Origin of the sequence: Phyllobacterium zundukense, assembly GCF_002764115.1 — a bacterium.
GTDB classification, from domain to species: domain Bacteria; phylum Pseudomonadota; class Alphaproteobacteria; order Rhizobiales; family Rhizobiaceae; genus Phyllobacterium; species Phyllobacterium zundukense.
On the sequence record NZ_CP017940.1, the window covers coordinates 1,148,179 to 1,164,497 of the forward strand.

Below are 16,319 nucleotides of genomic sequence, written 5' to 3' on the forward strand. Positions count from 1 at the left end.
ATTCAGGTGCTCAGAAATCGGTCGGCGCGCCGCCTTCAGCCTTGCGCTTTGCGACGAAGGCATTGATTTCCTCTTCGATCGCCGGGTCGATTTCCGGTTTTTGATAGGTGGCGAGCCGCTCTTTCCAGACCCGGTTGGCGCGCTCGATAGCCGTGGGCGAACCGGCCTCCTGCCAGGTTTCGTAATTGCGCCAGTCCGAAATGATCGGCGCGTAGAAGGCGGTCTTGTAGCGCGACTGCGTGTGGGCAGTGCCGAAGAAATGGCCGCCCGGACCGACATCGCGCATCGCATCGATGCCGAGCGCATCTTCAGACAGATCAAGCGGTGTCAGGAACTCGGCCACCATCTGCAACAGATCGAAATCGAGGATCATCTTTTCGTACGAGCAGCAGAGTCCGCCTTCCAGCCAACCGGCTGAATGCAGCATGAAATTGCCGCCGCCCTGAATAGCGCCCCAAAGCGAAAATACCGATTCATAGGCGGCCTGTGCATCGACCGTGTTCGCTGCACACACGTTGGAGGTGCGGTAGGGAATGCCATAGCGGCGGGCAAGCTGGCCGCCGACCATCTGGGCTTTCATGTATTCGGGCGTACCGAAGGCCGGGGCTCCGGACTTCATATCGACATTGGAGGTGAAGCCGCCATAGCCGACCGGCGCACCCTTCTTGACCATCTGGGTGAAGGAAATACCGGCAAGCGCTTCGGCATTCTGCTGGACCAGCGCGCCGGCAATCGTCACCGGGGCCATGGCGCCAGCAAGAGTGAATGGCGTCACAATGACGATCTGACCCTTGCCCGACATCTGGATAATGCCTTCCATCATCGGAACGTCGAGCTTCAGCGGGGAATTGGTGTTGATGATCGTATAGCAGGACGCCTCGTTCTGCAGTTGCTCGTGGCTGACGCCGCGGGCGAGGCGGGCGATCTCGATGCCGTCCTGATTGCGCTCCTTGCCGAGCGAATAGATGTGAAAAGCCTTGTCGCTGATCGTCGCAAGGTCGCGGATGCACTCAAGATGACGCACCGAGGGGTGAATATCAATTGGTTCGACCGGATAACCGCCGGTCGTGTTGATGATATTGTGCATTTGGGCCAACTTGACGAAATTGCGGAAGTCCGCCTGGTTGCCGGAGCGTCGGCCATTGTCGGTGTCGGAGCAATTCGGCGCCGATCCCATCTGCGCGAAAATAAGATTGTTGCCGCCAAAGCGCACATTGTGTGCCGGATTGCGGGCATGCAGCGTGAATTCCGATGGGGCAAGGCCAATATATTCGAGGATCATGTCCTTGTCGAAATGAACACGCATCGTGCCGGGGCTGACATCGGCGCCGGCCTTTTTCATGATCTCGCGCGCACCGTCATGCAGGACGTCGACGCCGATTTCCTGCAGCACTTTGAGCGAGCCATTGTGAATGGATTCCAGCTCGTCGTCGGAAACAATCTTTGTCGGCGCAAATGGAATCTTCAGCTGGCGGAATGGTGGTTGGTCGAAGGCTCCGCTTTCAATGCTGCGGGGCCGGGATCGTCCGCCACGCCTGCCATGATCCCGCGATGATGTGTTGGTGTCGATCTCAACTGCAGGTTCACTCATTGCTCATGCCCTTCGCTTACACCCATTACGGGCGATCGTGCCACTATCGCCAGAGGCGCATTCAGCGTGCGCGGCGTGAGCGACGCCGAGCGCTAGGGAAGCGACATGGCCAGTTTGCTGCGAGTTAAGGAGAGGGCCAAATTGTGAGAAGAATCCCTCCCTGCTGCTTCGGGAGGGAGGCTGCGAAGCAGCAGGGAGGGCCTGTTGAAAGCTGGCCTCTTTACTCCGCAGCGGCCTGCGAAGTGAGGTGGCTGATCGGTGTTACCATGGCCTGGATCAGGCTGTTCATGCTGATCGTGCCGGTGGGTTTGCCATTATCGTCGACGACCGTCGCATATTGCTGGTTGGCGTCCGTCATTGTTTTGGCGGCTTCCTCAAGGATCGTGCCGCTCCTGACTGTCACGCCGCCCGTTGTGACCGGAGCCGATGAATGGGTCGCGATGGTGTCGACCATGATGACCCGGCCACGGTTCACTTCCTTGACGAAGCTCGAAATATACTCGTCCGCCGGTTGCAGAACGATATCCTGACCTGTTCCTTGCTGGACCACTTCACCATCACGCAAAATAGCAATGCGATCGCCGAGACGTAGTGCTTCATCGAGGTCGTGTGTGATGAAAACGACAGTCTTCTTGATTTCCTTCTGCAGATCGAGAAGCACCGTTTGCATATCCATGCGGATCAAGGGATCGAGCGCGGAAAAGGCTTCGTCCATGAGAAGGATAGGAGCATCGTTGGTGAGCGCACGGGCGAGACCCACCCGTTGTTGCATGCCCCCTGAAAGCTGGTTGGGATAATGACCCTCGAAGCCCTTCAGACCGACTCTTTCGATCCAGCGGCGTGCCTGTTCTTCCTGCTTATCCCGGGACAAACCCTGGATCTCCAGACCATAGACGGTGTTGTCGAGCACCGTGCGATGGGGAAGCAGGGCAAACTTCTGGAAGACCATCGCCGTCTTGTGGCGACGGAACTGGCGCAGATCGTTCTGATTCATCTTGCAAACATCGGCATTGTCGATGATGACTTCACCCGCAGTCGGGTCGATCAGCCGATTGATATGGCGGATCAGCGTAGACTTGCCCGAGCCTGAAAGGCCCATGACCACCTGAATGCAGCCGGCCGGCATGTCGATGTTGATGTCGCGCAAGCCGAGGACATGACCGTACTTTTCATTCAGTTCGGTCTTCGACATACCTTTCTTGACGGCTTCGACATAGGCAGCCGGCCTTTGACCAAAGATTTTATAGAGGTTCTTGATCTTGATGCCGGCGCCTTGAACGTTGCGATCAGCCATGGACGACCTCCTGATGCTTCTGAAGACGCTTGCCATAGGCCTGACTAACGCGGTCGAAAATGATGGCGATGCCGACAATGGCAAGACCGTTGAAAAGTCCAAGAGAGAAGAACTGCCCGTTGACGGAACGCAATACCGGCTGTCCGAGTCCCTGGACACCGATCATCGAGGCGATCACGACCATGGCGAGAGCCATCATGATGGTCTGGTTGATGCCGGCCATGATGGTCGGAAGGGCGAGGGGGATCTGCACGTTCTTCAGACGTTGCCAGCTCGACGAGCCGAACGCGTCAGCCGCTTCCAGCACATCCTTGTCGACCAGCCTGATGCCGAGATTGGTCAGGCGGATCATCGGCGGAATGGCGTAGATCACCACCGCAATCAGGCCCGGCACCTTGCCGATACCCAAAAGCATGACGACCGGAATGAGATATACGAAGCTCGGCATGGTCTGCATCACGTCGAGGATGGGATTGACGACCCGCTGGAAGCTGTCCGAACGCGCCATGACGATGCCGATCGGGATGCCGACAAAGATAGAGACGACCGTTCCGACGAAAATCATCGCGATGGTCTTCATCGCGTCGCTCCACATATCGAAATATCCGATGAGCAGCAGCGTGATAACGGTACCCGCGACGATCTTCCAGTTGCGGCTGGCAATCCAGGCGATGCCGCCAATGAGGAGGATCATGATCGGCCACGGTGTGGCGGTCATGAAACGTTCGGCCTGAATGAGAAAGTACTGCAGCGGCTCAAAAAAAGACTCGATGATATCGCCGTATTCACGGGTGAAGGCCTTGAAACCTTCATCCAAGGTCTTTTTCAGATTGCGCAGTGTCTCATCATTCATGTTCGGGAATGAGTAGAACCAATCCATCGTTGGTGCCCCCTTCTTTGGGCCATTTGGAGCAAAGCGCCCTCAAATGACCGAAGCAGCTGAACGTTGTGCGTTCAACCCGTTGCAGATGCAAGGTGCGGCGGAGTTCATCCCCGCCGCACCTTGCAATTATTTCACAGCTGCTTTGATCTTCTCTGCGGCTTCCGGTGAAACCCACGTCGACCAGGTCGCTTCATTTTCCTTAAGATAGTGCTTGGCACCATCTTCACCGGTTGCCTGGTTATCGACCATCCAGGCAAGGAGCTTGTTGAATTCTTCCGTCCCAATCTGGCGCTTCTTCAGGTAGTCGAATGCCGGACCTGAACTGTCGGCGAATTTCTTGGTAACGATCGTATAGATATCAGATTTCGCCCAGCCGTTGGGCTTTGGATCCGGGCAATCGGCGATCGCGGTGCACCGGTTCCATTCCTTTTCGTCATATGGCACGCCGTTGTCGAGCTTGACCATGGGGTATTTTCCAAGCATGGCCGTTGGGCCCCAGTAATAGCCGAGCCAGGGTTCCTTACGCTCGTAGGCCTTGGAGATCGAGCCGTCGAGACCGGCAGCTGAGCCCGTGTCAACAAGAGTGAAACCGTGCTCGTCGCCACCATAGGCCTTGTAGAAATTGGCAGTGGTAATCTGGCAAGCCCAGCCCGACGGGCAGTTGAAGACCGCGCCCTTCTTCGGATCTTCCGGTGAAGGGAACAATTCCGGATGCTTCATGGCATCGGCGATGGTTTTGATCTCCGGATGGGCTTCGGCGAAATATTTAGGGATCCACCAGCTTTCCGTGCCGCCTTCCGTGATGGCTGGCGCAGCGTAGACGAGCTTGCCTTCCTTGACCGCCTTTTCAAGCGGCTCGCGAACAGAATTGAGCCAGCCCTCCGGTGCAATATCCGGCTGTCCCTTTTCGATCATGGACGTGAAAGTCGGAACGGTGTCGCCCGCAACGAGTTCAGCGTCACAACCATAGCCTTCGCTAAGGATGATCTTGTCGAGATTGGCGAGGGCTTCTGCCGACTGCCAGTTCATGTTGGCGATTGTAACGGTACCGCATTCAGCTGCCGATGCCGATCCGGCATAGCCGAAAAGACCAGCGGCCAATATAGTTGAAGCGAGCAGCTTCTTCATGTTCTTAGTCTCCCACTCATTTGACAGTTCACCCGAAAACGAATTCTAACTTGGTACTGCCTTACCCAGTCGTTCGCTTATGTGCCATTTGGCATCTTTATCCCGTCAGAATGCAATGGTTTCATTGAATTAATGCGGTATATCGCGACAAGGCCTATCGATATAACGACGCCGGGAAAATGATTGCGATACCAGATGGGTATATAGCTCATCTGAGCATCGTAACAAAGGAATGAGCGAGAGATCAACGCTTTAGGCAATTTTCCTTCATCGTCTTGTTTAATCCTGCAGTGCTTTCGGGTTTTTGCGTGCCAGCGAAATCATTGATGAGGCAACAGACGAAACGCCGCCAGATATGGCTTTTCCATTAGCGCCAAGCTGTTTTGAAGATGGCGTTTTGCCAAAATGCCCAAGCTATTGGAGGAGGGAGATGGCGCCGGCATAGCTGCCATGCAAATTTGCGAGAGCCAATGCTGTAAATGCGACACGCCATGGCGAATTTTCTTGATCAAACTTTAGGCAAAGAGCGCATTTGAGTGGCACAACAGTTTTCTCTCTTCGAGGTGCAGAAATGCTCTACATTTTTAACCGCAACAACCGCGTACACATTTCGTGGAATGCCACCGAAAAGCGCAACGCACCTTCCGGCAATGCAAAGAGTGGCATCGCTTCTGCGCTGTCCTTCATCTGGACGCGCTCGGCCGGTTGATCGCAGTAAAATTCGCTGACTCAAGAGCCGCTGCCTTCCGAAGGTGGCGGCTTTTCTATGCGGTTATCGTCCGGAAATTCGCGGTCAGCCATATCAAAAACCGCCCTGTCCATGATGGAGCAGTGCGGTTTTTTGCCAAATTACGCATGGCGTCTGCCGAACGGTACACTGGCAGAAATAACAACTCCGGTACGCAGTACCTGATCCGGAGCAGGGAGCAGGGTCTTGGTCTGCTCACCTGTAAAGTTTTAACCGGACATCGTTACCGCGAGGTTATCGAGAGCTTAAGCAAATCTAAATTCTGGAACTTTCCGTACGTTTCTTTGGCATAATCAGATTTGGCGCTTGGCATCACGCAAATAATTGATGATGCCGGAAAAATCCGTAGCTTCATTGCCTGCCGCGCCAAACTGCGCGTAAATCTCCTCGGCATGGGCACCAAGGGGTGTCGCTGCGCCAACACTCTGCGCTGCTTCTTGTGACAATCTCAGGTCTTTCAGCATCAATGCTGCGGCAAAGCCGGGTTTGTAGTCATTATTGGCGGGTGAAGTCGGTACAGGTCCCGGAACAGGGCAATAGGTGGTCAGCGACCAGCATTGACCGGAAGAGGTCGAGGCAACATCGAACAGTGCCTGGTGCGACAGGCCAAGCTTTTCCGCCAGTGTGAAAGCCTCGCTGACACCGATCATCGAAATGCCGAGGATCATGTTATTGCAGATTTTCGCTGCCTGGCCGTTGCCCGCTTCGCCGCAATGGACAATTCTGGCTCCCATGTGCTTCAGCACGGGTTCAGCCTCGAGGAACGCTTCTGTGCTGCCGCCGACCATGAAGGTCAACGTACCAGCGGCGGCACCGCCAATACCGCCGGAAACGGGCGCATCGACTGACAGCAAGCCATTCTTTTGCGCAATCTCGTGGGCCTCGCGTGCGGAATCGACGTCAATTGTCGAGGAATCGATGAAAAGCGCTCCGCTCCTGGCCCCTTTCGCTACCGATTCATAGACGGACAAGACATGTTTGCCAGCCGGTAGCATCGTGATGACGATATCGGCTTCACCCACGGCAGCCTCGGCGTTGGCTGCGATTGTCACGCCATTGCCCTGCGCAACACTCAGATTTTCCGGCAACAGGTCAAAGCCAAGAACCTTGTGTCCGGCCTTGACCAGATTGGCGGCCATTGGATTGCCCATATGTCCAAGACCGATAAAAGCGACTGTTGTCATCGCAGCGTTTCTCCCTGATACAATTTTGATTTAACGCACCGTCATATGCCGGGCGATGATGACCCGCATGATTTCGTTTGTGCCTTCCAGAATCTGGTGAACACGCAGATCGCGGACGATCTTCTCGATGCCATAGTCGTGCAGGTAGCCATAGCCGCCATGGATTTGCAGCGCGTCATTGGCGACGTTGAACCCCGTATCGGTGACAAAGCGCTTGGCCATTGCCGACCATTTCGAGGCGTCATGTGTCTTGCGGTCGAGCTTCGATGCGGCGGTGTAGAGCAGCATGCGCGCAGCCGAAAGCTCAGTCTCCATGTCGGCGAGCTTGAACTGCAAGGCCTGGAATTGGTTGATGGCCTTGCCGAAAGCCTTGCGCTCAGCGGCATAGCTGACAGCCTTGTCGAGCGCGGACTGTGCCCCGCCGAGCGAGCAGGCAGCGATATTCAAGCGTCCACCATCAAGCCCGCCCATGGCGATGCGAAAGCCGTCGCCTTCCTCGCCAAGCCGGTTTGCCACTGGAATCCGGCAATTGTCGAAGAGAACCTGCCTGGTCGATTGGGCGTTCCAGCCCATCTTGTATTCGTTGGCGCCGAATGACAGGCCGGGTGCGTCCTTTGGAACAACCAATGCGGAGATTCCCTTCGGTCCATCCTCACCGGTACGCACCATGGTGACGTAAATATCCGAATCGCCTGCGCCTGAAATGAATTGCTTGGCGCCATTCAGCACATAATGATCGCCGTCACGCACCGCGCGTGTCTTCAACGCTGCCGCATCGGAACCGGAATTGGGCTCGGTCAGGCAATAGCTCGCCAGCCATTCCATGGATGTCAGTCGTGGCACGAAGCGCTGACGCTGCTCCTCATTGCCAAAGAGGTCGACCATCCATGTTCCCATGTTGTGGATCGATATGAAGGCCGAAAATGCCGGGCAAGCCGCCGACAGCGCCTCGAAGATCAGCACAGCATCGAGCCGCTTCAATCCTGACCCACCCACATCCTCGCGTACATAGATGCCGCCCATGCCGAGCGGACCGGTTTCGCGAATCACATCTGCCGGAAAATGCTTGTCACGATCCCAGGCGAGCGCATTGGGCGCTACCCGGTCTGCTGCAAAGGCCCGGGCCATGTCCTGGATTGCCAGTTGATCCTCATTGAGTTCAAACTGGCCAAGCGACGTATCCATGGCTAACCTCCCTGTATTCCCACTACCCGTCACTCTATCCCATGCGCCAAGTGGCGCAACGCTTCAGATGAGTTTTGGATGGGGCTAGGAAGAGAAAGACATATCCGCTACTCAAAGCCCATGACACGCGCAATCATGTTGCAGGGAACAGGCTCTGACGTTGGTAAATCCGTCCTGGTGGCCGGGCTTTGCCGGCTTGCCCGTAATCGCGGGCTGAAAGTGCGTCCCTTCAAACCGCAGAATATGTCGAATAATGCTGCTGTGAGCGACGACGGCGGCGAGATCGGCCGGGCGCAATGGCTGCAGGCGCGTGCCTGCGGTGTGCCGTCCTCGGTGCACATGAATCCGGTGCTCTTGAAACCGCAATCGGAGACCGGCAGTCAGATCATCGTTCAGGGCAAGGTCTGGGGGCAGGCCAAGGGCAGGGATTACCAGAGATTCAAGGCGCAACTGCTCGACGCGGTGATGGCGTCGTGGGAGGTCGTTTGCGATGGCGCCGATCTGGTGATCGTGGAGGGTGCGGGCTCACCAGCGGAAATCAACCTGCGTGCCGGTGATATTGCCAATATGGGCTTTGCCACGCGGGCAAAAGTCCCGGTGGTCCTGGTTGGCGATATCGACCGGGGCGGTGTGATAGCGTCGATCGTTGGCACGCACGCGATCCTGCAGCCGGAAGACCGCGACATGATCATCGGCTACATCATCAACAAGTTTCGCGGCGATGTTTCGCTCTTCGACGATGGGCTGAAATCGATAACGCAGTTTACTGGCTGGCCGTCGTTCGGTGTTGTTCCGTGGTTGAGGGACGCCTCCCGGTTGCCTGCGGAGGACTCTGTCGTCCTGGAGCGGCTGGTCAAAGGGGAGGGGCGGGCGCTGAAGATCGCAGTCCCTGTTCTGGATCGCATTGCCAATTTTGACGATCTCGATCCGCTGATGGCGGAACCGCAGGTGGATGTCGTGATGGTTCGCAGCGGCGAGAGAGTGCCGGTGGATGCGGGACTGGTGATCATACCCGGTTCAAAGTCGACGATTGGCGATCTGCTGCGCTTTCGGGAAAATGGATGGGACCGGGATCTCGATATGCACAGGCGGCGTGGCGGCCACATCATCGGCATTTGCGGCGGCTACCAGATGCTGGGCCGGACGGTGCGTGATCCCAATGGAATTGAAGGAAGTGTCACCGACGTTGAGGGCCTCGGCCATCTCGATATCGACACGGTGATGGAGCCGGAAAAGACTGTTCGCAATGTCGAGGCGCATTCATTGCAATTCGATCTGCCGTTGAACGGCTACGAAATACATCTTGGCAGAACGACGGGTCCCGACTGCGAGCGGCCAACGGCGCGCATCAATGGCATTGCAGACGGTGCTGCGTCCAAGGACGGCAAAGTCTTTGGTACCTATCTGCATGGGCTGTTCGGGGCGGATGAATTTAGAGCGGCATTGTTACGATCTATGGGAATCGCCGCTGAGGCGTTTGACTATCATGCCGGAGTGGGTGCCGCTCTCGATTCGATAGCCGGCCAACTGGCTGAAGTTCTCGATATTGACGCGCTGCTGCGGCCGAAATCGCAGCGATGACGCGGCAGGCGTTATTGATGTCGCAGATTCGTTTGACATTTCTGGCGCTTGATGAATAACGTTCAACCATGATTGGTTCCCGTATCGGCCAAAGGCCAAGGGATCAAAAGGGAATGTGACGGCCGTACCCATCAGGGCGGCCTAACCGCAGCCGACCCCGCGACTGTAGAGCGGCGAGGGTCAATGTCAGCGCCAGACGCGAAAGCCGATGGCAGCCACTGGGAAACCGGGAAGGCGGCATTGATCTTACGACCCGCGAGCCAGGAGACCTGCCAGTCATAGGGCAATAGTGCCCAAAACCGAAGGGGATTGTCCCTTCTGGCCCTGCACGGAGGTTGTTATGGCTGCTGCACGTACTTCGACTACGATTTCTCTCCCGCTTGCTACGCGTCTGACGACGGCGGTGTTTTCTCTTATGCTTGGTGTATTCATCATTTACGGCGTTGGCCTTTCGCATTCCGAAACGCTGCATGACACAGCGCATGACACCCGCCATTCATACGGATTCCCTTGCCATTAAGTCTGACACCGGCTGGATAAACTGATTCAGCCACCAGCGCTTACGCATTGAAAAAATACGGTTTGTTTGCCCGGGACGTTTTTGCGTACCCGGCATCTTGCTTTAGGGATTGGGAGCAGATCTCATGTTGGTAAAGTATCTCCTGGCTACGATCGTAGCTGGTTTGTTTGCTGGTATCCTTTTGACACCGGCTATGTATGTGCGGAATGTTCCGCTCATTCTTCACGCTGAGGAATATGAAAACGCTGGTGCGGCCGAGCATAGCCACGACGCTGCCGCGGCAACTGCAACGACAACAGCCGAAAGCGCACCTGCGGTCGCTCCGCATGTTCACGACGAAGAGGCAGGACCTGAGCTACCATTTGGACGGCTCGGCAACACGCTGCTGATCAACCTAGTGGCCGGTGCAGGCTTTGCACTTATTACAGGTGCCGCTGCGCTTTTCTTTGGCCGTAAGATCACGCTGCAGAACGGGATTTACTGGGGCCTCGCAGGTTTCTTCATCTTCAATTTTGCACCCTCATTCAGCCTTGCACCGGAATTGCCGGCAATGCCCGCAGCTGACCTCGCCACAAGACAAGCATGGTGGCTCATTACGGTCGTTCTCACAGCGGCCGGTGTTTATCTCATCGTCCTTCGCGAGGAGATCTGGGCAAAAGCCCTGGGTGTAGTGCTCATCGTTGCGCCGCATATTTACGGTGCACCGGAAGCTGAAGACCTGACATCGGCCGTCCCCCCGACACTCGCCTCGGAATTTGCCGTGTCAACGCTGGCGACGAACCTGTTCTTCTGGGTTGTGCTCGGAACGGCGCTGGGCTGGGCTATTCAGCACTATGCGGCATCGGAGCTCGAGGGCTGATGCAAACACTGGAACGCGGGGTCACCTTTATCCTTGGCGGCGCGCGTTCCGGTAAGTCGTCTCTTGCCGAAGGCTTGATCGAGGCATCCGATCTGGATGCAGTCTATCTCGCCACTGGCAGAGCCTGGGACGACGAGATGTCTGCGCGGATCGGGGTGCACAAAGCGCGACGCGGTCCGTCCTGGACGACAATTGAAGAGCCGCTCGACCTTGTCGGCGTTTTGCAAAACGAATGCGCCGACAACAAAGCGATCCTCGTCGATTGTCTCACTCTGTGGCTCACCAATCTGATGATGACGGAGCGCGACATAGAAGCGGAGACGGCGGAGCTTGTTGCGGTGCTGCCGCGTCTCAAGGGCACCGTGGTGTTCGTATCGAATGAGGTTGGTCTGGGAATCGTTCCGGAAAACCGCATGGCGCGCGAGTTTCGCGATCATGCGGGCCGCCTACACCAAGCCGTGGCGAACGCCGCGGCAACAGTCTATTTCGTGGCAGCAGGACTGCCGCTCAAAATGAAGGGATAACAACATGCAGGATCGCAAGATGCTTGATCAAAAGATTCCGGCAACGGTCATCACCGGCTTTCTGGGTTCGGGTAAGACGACGATGATCCGCAACCTGCTCGAAAATGCCAATGGCAAGCGCATCGCGCTGATCATCAACGAATTTGGTGATCTGGGCGTTGATGGCAACCTGCTCAAAGGATGCGGTATCGAGGCCTGCCGCGATGAGGACATGATCGAATTGAACAATGGCTGTATCTGCTGCACCGTTGCCGATGATTTCATTCCGACCATGACCAAGCTCCTGGATCGTCCGGATCGCTTCGACCATATCGTCATTGAGACGTCCGGCCTTGCCTTGCCGCAGCCGCTGGTAGCAGCCTTCAACTGGCCGGAGATCAAGACGCAGGTGACCGTCGATGGTGTGGTCACCGTCATCGACGCTGCCGCTGTTTCGGAAGGTCGCTTTGCCGACGATCACGACAAGCTCGATGCGCAGCGGGTTCAGGATGAATCGCTCGATCACGACAGCCCGCTCGAAGAACTGTTCGAAGACCAGATCCGGGCTGCCGATCTCATTGTTCTGAACAAGACCGACCTGATCAGCGGTGCCCAGCTCGACGCCGTCAAGAGCGATGTACAGAGCCGGTCAGTGCGCGCGCTCAACATGGTTCCGGCGAGCTTCGGCAAACTCAGCAATCAGTTGCTGCTCGGACTTGGCGTGGGCACAGAGGAAGACATCGCCAATCGGAGATCGCACCATGAGATGGAACATGAAGCGGGCGAAGAGCATGACCACGACGAATTCGAAAGCTTCGTTGTCGGCCTTGGACCGGTGGCCGAGCCGAAATCATTCGTCGAGAAACTCAAGAGTGTGATTGCGGACCACGACGTTTTGCGGCTCAAGGGCTTCGTCGATGTACCCGGCAAGCCGATGCGCCTTGTGGTGCAAGCGGTGGGTTCGCGGATCGAACACTATTTCGACCGCAGCTGGAATCCGGGCGAAGAGCGCCAGACGCGGCTCGTCGTCATCGGTCTGCACGATATCGACACGGCGGCCATCTCAAGTGCAATGAATGCCGCAGCGGCCTGATTAAAGGAAACTGAATGCATCTCCTGCTTGCCCAGAAAGGCACGATAGCCGAAGGCACCGAGGCGATTGATCTCGGCCAGACGCCGGGAGATGTGCTGTTTCTTTCCGCCGCCGATACGGAACTCGCCAGTCTCGCCTCGGCACAACGGCAGGGCGGCGGGGTGTCTCTGCGCCTCGCTAACATGATGGCGCTGGCGCATCCCATGTCCGTCGATGCCTATGTCCAGCGAACGGCGCGCCACGCGAAATTGATCATCGTGCGGATTATCGGCGGCGAGAGCTATTGGCCCTATGGGCTGGAAGCTCTGCATGCCTGCGCCGTCAATCACAAGGTTCACCTTGCCGTACTCCCTGGAGACGACAAGCCGGATCCGGGGCTCGACCGGTTCTCCACGATTGCGCGGCCGGATCGCGATGCGCTCTGGCACTATCTGCTTGAGGGCGGAGCGCAGAACGCAGAGCGATTCCTCGACTATTGCGCGGCGCTGATCGACGGTAAGGACAAGCCGCAGGAAGCAGCGCCACTGCTAAAAGCTGGATTGTGGTGGCCGGGGAGTACTGCTCCCTCGCTTGACGAAATGCGAGGACACTGGCGAGAAGATGCGTCGGTCGCGGCGATCTGCTTTTACCGGGCGCTGGTGCAGAGCGGACAGACGCAGCCGGTAGAGGCATTAATCGATGCGCTGAAGGCAAAGGGGTTGAATCCGCTACCGGTATTTGTATCGAGCCTGAAAGACCCGGTGTCTGTGGCGACGCTGGAGGCTGTTTTCAGCGAGGCACCGCCGTCAGTCGTGCTCAATGCGACGGGGTTCGCTGTGTCTGCTCCGGGCGCTGCGCGCAAACCGACTGTGCTTGAGCACGATGGTGCGATGGTGCTGCAGGTGATCTTTTCCGGATCGAGCGCCGAGCAATGGCGCAATTCCGGCCAGGGACTCTCGGCACGCGATCTCGCCATGAATGTGGCGCTACCGGAAGTGGACGGGCGCGTGCTGTCGCGCGCGGTATCATTCAAATCGGCACGGCACTATGACGAGGCGGTCGAAGCCAATATCGTCACGCATGAACCGCTGGCCGATCGCGTTGAATTCGTTGCCGCGCTGGCGGCGAACTGGGCGAGCCTCCGGGCAACAAAGCCCGATGCGCGGCGTGTTGCCTTGATCATGGCCAATTATCCCAACCGCGCCGGGCGGCTTGGCAATGGTGTAGGCCTCGATACGCCCGCAGGCACGTGGCATGTGCTGAACACGATGCGCGATCATGGCTATCGGGTTGCGGCTGTCCCAGCCAATGGCGATGCCCTGATCAATCATATGATGGCGGGACCGACCAATACGGCAAGCGATGGGCGGGAAATCCGCGAAACCATTTCCCTGAATCAATACAAGGGCTTCTTTAAGTCGCTTCCACAATCGATTCAGCAGGCGATTACCGCCCGTTGGGGCGAGCCCCAGGCCGATCCCTACTTCATCGAGCAGGGCGAAAAGTTCGCGCTGCCGCTTGCCCGCTTCGGCGAAACGCTGGTCGGCATTCAACCGGCACGCGGCTACAATATCGATCCCAAGGAAACATACCATTCGCCGGACCTCGTGCCGCCGCATGGTTATCTCGCCTTCTATGCCTATCTACGAGAGATCTATGGAGCGCACGCCATCGTGCATGTCGGCAAGCACGGCAATCTCGAATGGCTGCCTGGCAAATCCCTTGCTTTGTCGGAGACCTGCTATCCGGAAGTGGTGCTCGGTCCGGTACCGCATATCTATCCGTTCATCGTCAATGATCCGGGCGAGGGAACGCAGGCAAAGCGCCGCTCATCCGCAGTCATCATCGATCACCTGACGCCGCCGCTGACGCGCGCCGAGAGTTATGGGCCGCTGAAAGACCTCGAAGCGCTGGTGGATGAATATTACGAGGCGTCGGGCGTCGATCCGCGCCGTCTCGTGCGATTGAAGGTGCAAATCCTCGATCTGGTTCGTGACATCGGGCTCGACAGCGATGCGGGCATTCATGACCATGATCCCGATGATCTCGCCCTGCAAAAGCTTGACGCCTATCTCTGCGACCTGAAAGAAATGCAGATCCGCGACGGCCTGCATATCTTCGGACGCTCGCCGGAAGGGCGCCTCCTGACAGATCTCGTAGTAGCGCTGGCACGCGTTCCACGCGGATCCGCCCATGGCGCCGATCAAAGCCTGCAGCGGGCGATTGCGTTTGATCTCGGCCTTGATGGCTTCGATCCGCTTGATTGCGATATGGCTGCTCCGTGGAATGGCGTGCGTCCGGAAATCCTGCAGGCTGTTTCGGATGATCCATGGCGCATCGCTGGCGATACGGTGGAACGCGTCGAATTTCTGGCAGCAAAGCTCGTATCAGCGGAAGTTGAGTGCCCAACGATTTGGACTGCCACTGCCGCCGTGATTGAGGGCATCCGCACCAATCTGCATCCTGCCGTGACGGCTTGCGGCGATGCGGAGATGAAAGCCCTGCTGACGGCACTGGATGGTCGGTTCATTGCGCCGGGACCCTCAGGTGCGCCGACGCGTGGCCGCCCGGATGTGCTGCCCACCGGCCGCAATTTCTTTTCGGTCGATACGCGGGCGGTGCCGACGCCAGCGGCATGGGAACTCGGGCAGAAATCCGCAGAGCTTTTGATCCGCCGCTACACGCAGGACCATGGCGAATGGCCGACCTCGTTTGGCCTGACTGCCTGGGGCACGTCCAATATGCGCACCGGCGGCGATGATATTGCGCAGGCGCTGGCGCTGATCGGCGTCAAGCCGGTTTGGGACATGGCATCACGCCGCGTTACCGGGTACGAGATCATCCCGACAGCACTGCTCGGTCGCCCGCGCGTCGATGTGACCCTGCGCATCTCCGGTTTCTTCCGCGATGCATTTCCAGATCAGATTGCGCTGTTCGATACTGCAGTGCGCGCCGTAGGTGCACTGGACGAGGATGCAGGGGACAACCCCATCGCCGTGCGTATGCGCAGCGAGCAGGCGCGGCTTGTTGCTGAAGGCACCGAGGAAAAGCTGGCCAAGCAGCGCGCCGGTTTCCGGGTATTCGGGTCCAAGCCGGGCGCCTACGGTGCTGGATTGCAGGCGTTGATGGATGAGAATGACTGGGCTAAACGCGACGATCTTGCTGAGGCCTGGCTCGTTTGGGGCGGTTACGCCTATGGCGCCGGCGAGGAAGGCAAGGCGGAGCGTGGCCTTTTGGAAGAGCGGTTGCGCACGGTGAATGCAGTCGTGCAAAACCAGGACAACCGCGAACACGACCTTCTTGATTCCGATGACTACTATCAGTTCGAAGGTGGCATGTCGGCAGCGGTGGAACTGATATCGGGCGAGCGGCCGACGATCTACCACAACGATCATTCGCGTCCCGAAAAGCCGGTAATACGTACGCTTGAGGAGGAGATCGCTCGCACGGTACGCGGTCGTGTGACCAATCCAAAGTGGATCGCCGGTGTCATGCGCCATGGCTATAAGGGCGCCTTCGAGATGGCAGCGACGGTCGATTATCTCTTTGCCTTCGCGGCAACGACGGGAGCTGTCGGCAACCATCACTTTGAAGCCGTGTATCAGGCATTTCTGGTGGATGAGGATGTGCGGGCATTCTTGAAAGACAAGAATCCGCACGCCTTGCGCGATATGGCGGAAAAGCTGGAGGAATCCGTGACGCGCGGTTTCTGGACACCCCGCTCCAACTCGGCGCGGTACGAACTCAGCAAACTCGCTGCCTGATAATTTG

The 16,319-nt window shown here is 57.4% G+C and carries 13 protein-coding genes and 1 riboswitch; of the genes, 7 read left to right on the forward strand and 6 right to left on the reverse strand.

Annotated elements, in window-relative coordinates; all coding sequences use genetic code 11:
* Positions 1-10: 10 nt before the first annotated feature.
* From BLM14_RS05540 to BLM14_RS05555, 4 genes are all read right to left on the reverse strand, one after another.
* The gene (locus BLM14_RS05540; RefSeq protein WP_099998469.1) at positions 11-1,591 is read right to left on the reverse strand and encodes a trimethylamine methyltransferase family protein; all 1,581 of its coding nucleotides are present in this window, start codon (positions 1,589-1,591) and stop codon (positions 11-13) included.
* Between the two features lie 220 nt (positions 1,592-1,811).
* On the reverse strand, positions 1,812-2,885 hold the full coding sequence (locus BLM14_RS05545; protein WP_099998470.1) for a quaternary amine ABC transporter ATP-binding protein: 1,074 nt from the start codon (positions 2,883-2,885) through the stop codon (positions 1,812-1,814).
* Positions 2,878-3,765: an ABC transporter permease gene (locus BLM14_RS05550; RefSeq protein ID WP_099998471.1), complete on the reverse strand. Its 888-nt coding sequence runs from the start codon at positions 3,763-3,765 to the stop codon at positions 2,878-2,880. The genes BLM14_RS05545 and BLM14_RS05550 overlap by 8 nt, the downstream gene beginning before the upstream one ends.
* A gap of 129 nt (positions 3,766-3,894) precedes the next feature.
* Positions 3,895-4,896 (reverse strand): ABC transporter substrate-binding protein, encoded by a 1,002-nt coding sequence (locus BLM14_RS05555; protein ID WP_099998472.1) that lies wholly within the window; start codon positions 4,894-4,896, stop codon positions 3,895-3,897.
* A 571-nt stretch (positions 4,897-5,467) separates the two neighbouring features.
* Between BLM14_RS05555 and BLM14_RS30885 the strand changes: the two genes are divergently transcribed.
* Positions 5,468-5,605, forward strand: coding sequence for a hypothetical protein (locus BLM14_RS30885; RefSeq protein WP_157929477.1), 138 nt, complete (start codon positions 5,468-5,470; stop codon positions 5,603-5,605).
* Positions 5,606-5,937: 332 nt separating this feature from the next.
* Here BLM14_RS30885 and mmsB read toward each other — a convergent pair whose 3' ends face one another.
* Positions 5,938-6,828: a 3-hydroxyisobutyrate dehydrogenase gene (gene mmsB, locus BLM14_RS05560; RefSeq protein WP_099998473.1), complete on the reverse strand. Its 891-nt coding sequence runs from the start codon at positions 6,826-6,828 to the stop codon at positions 5,938-5,940.
* Positions 6,829-6,858: 30 nt separating this feature from the next.
* On the reverse strand, positions 6,859-8,013 hold the full coding sequence (locus tag BLM14_RS05565) for an isobutyryl-CoA dehydrogenase (protein ID WP_099998474.1): 1,155 nt from the start codon (positions 8,011-8,013) through the stop codon (positions 6,859-6,861).
* Between the two features lie 120 nt (positions 8,014-8,133).
* Between BLM14_RS05565 and BLM14_RS05570 the strand changes: the two genes are divergently transcribed.
* The 6 genes from BLM14_RS05570 to cobN all read left to right on the forward strand — a co-directional run bounded on the left by BLM14_RS05570 (position 8,134) and on the right by cobN (position 16,312).
* Positions 8,134-9,594, forward strand: a complete 1,461-nt coding sequence (locus BLM14_RS05570; RefSeq protein ID WP_099998475.1) for a cobyric acid synthase — start codon at positions 8,134-8,136, stop codon at positions 9,592-9,594.
* 56 nt (positions 9,595-9,650) lie between these two features.
* Positions 9,651-9,885: riboswitch (cobalamin riboswitch) on the forward strand.
* Positions 9,886-9,934: 49 nt separating this feature from the next.
* On the forward strand, positions 9,935-10,114 hold the full coding sequence (locus tag BLM14_RS05575; RefSeq protein ID WP_099998476.1) for a CbtB domain-containing protein: 180 nt from the start codon (positions 9,935-9,937) through the stop codon (positions 10,112-10,114).
* Between the two features lie 124 nt (positions 10,115-10,238).
* Positions 10,239-10,973, forward strand: a complete 735-nt coding sequence (locus BLM14_RS05580) for a CbtA family protein (RefSeq protein ID WP_099998477.1) — start codon at positions 10,239-10,241, stop codon at positions 10,971-10,973.
* Entirely contained in the window at positions 10,973-11,497 is a 525-nt protein-coding gene (gene cobU / locus BLM14_RS05585; protein ID WP_099998478.1) for a bifunctional adenosylcobinamide kinase/adenosylcobinamide-phosphate guanylyltransferase, read from the forward strand. The genes BLM14_RS05580 and cobU overlap by 1 nt, the downstream gene beginning before the upstream one ends.
* Before the next feature lie 19 nt (positions 11,498-11,516).
* The gene (gene cobW, locus BLM14_RS05590) at positions 11,517-12,569 is read left to right on the forward strand and encodes a cobalamin biosynthesis protein CobW (RefSeq protein WP_100001048.1); all 1,053 of its coding nucleotides are present in this window, start codon (positions 11,517-11,519) and stop codon (positions 12,567-12,569) included.
* A 14-nt stretch (positions 12,570-12,583) separates the two neighbouring features.
* Positions 12,584-16,312: a cobaltochelatase subunit CobN gene (gene cobN, locus BLM14_RS05595; RefSeq protein WP_099998479.1), complete on the forward strand. Its 3,729-nt coding sequence runs from the start codon at positions 12,584-12,586 to the stop codon at positions 16,310-16,312.
* Positions 16,313-16,319: the final 7 nt, after the last annotated feature.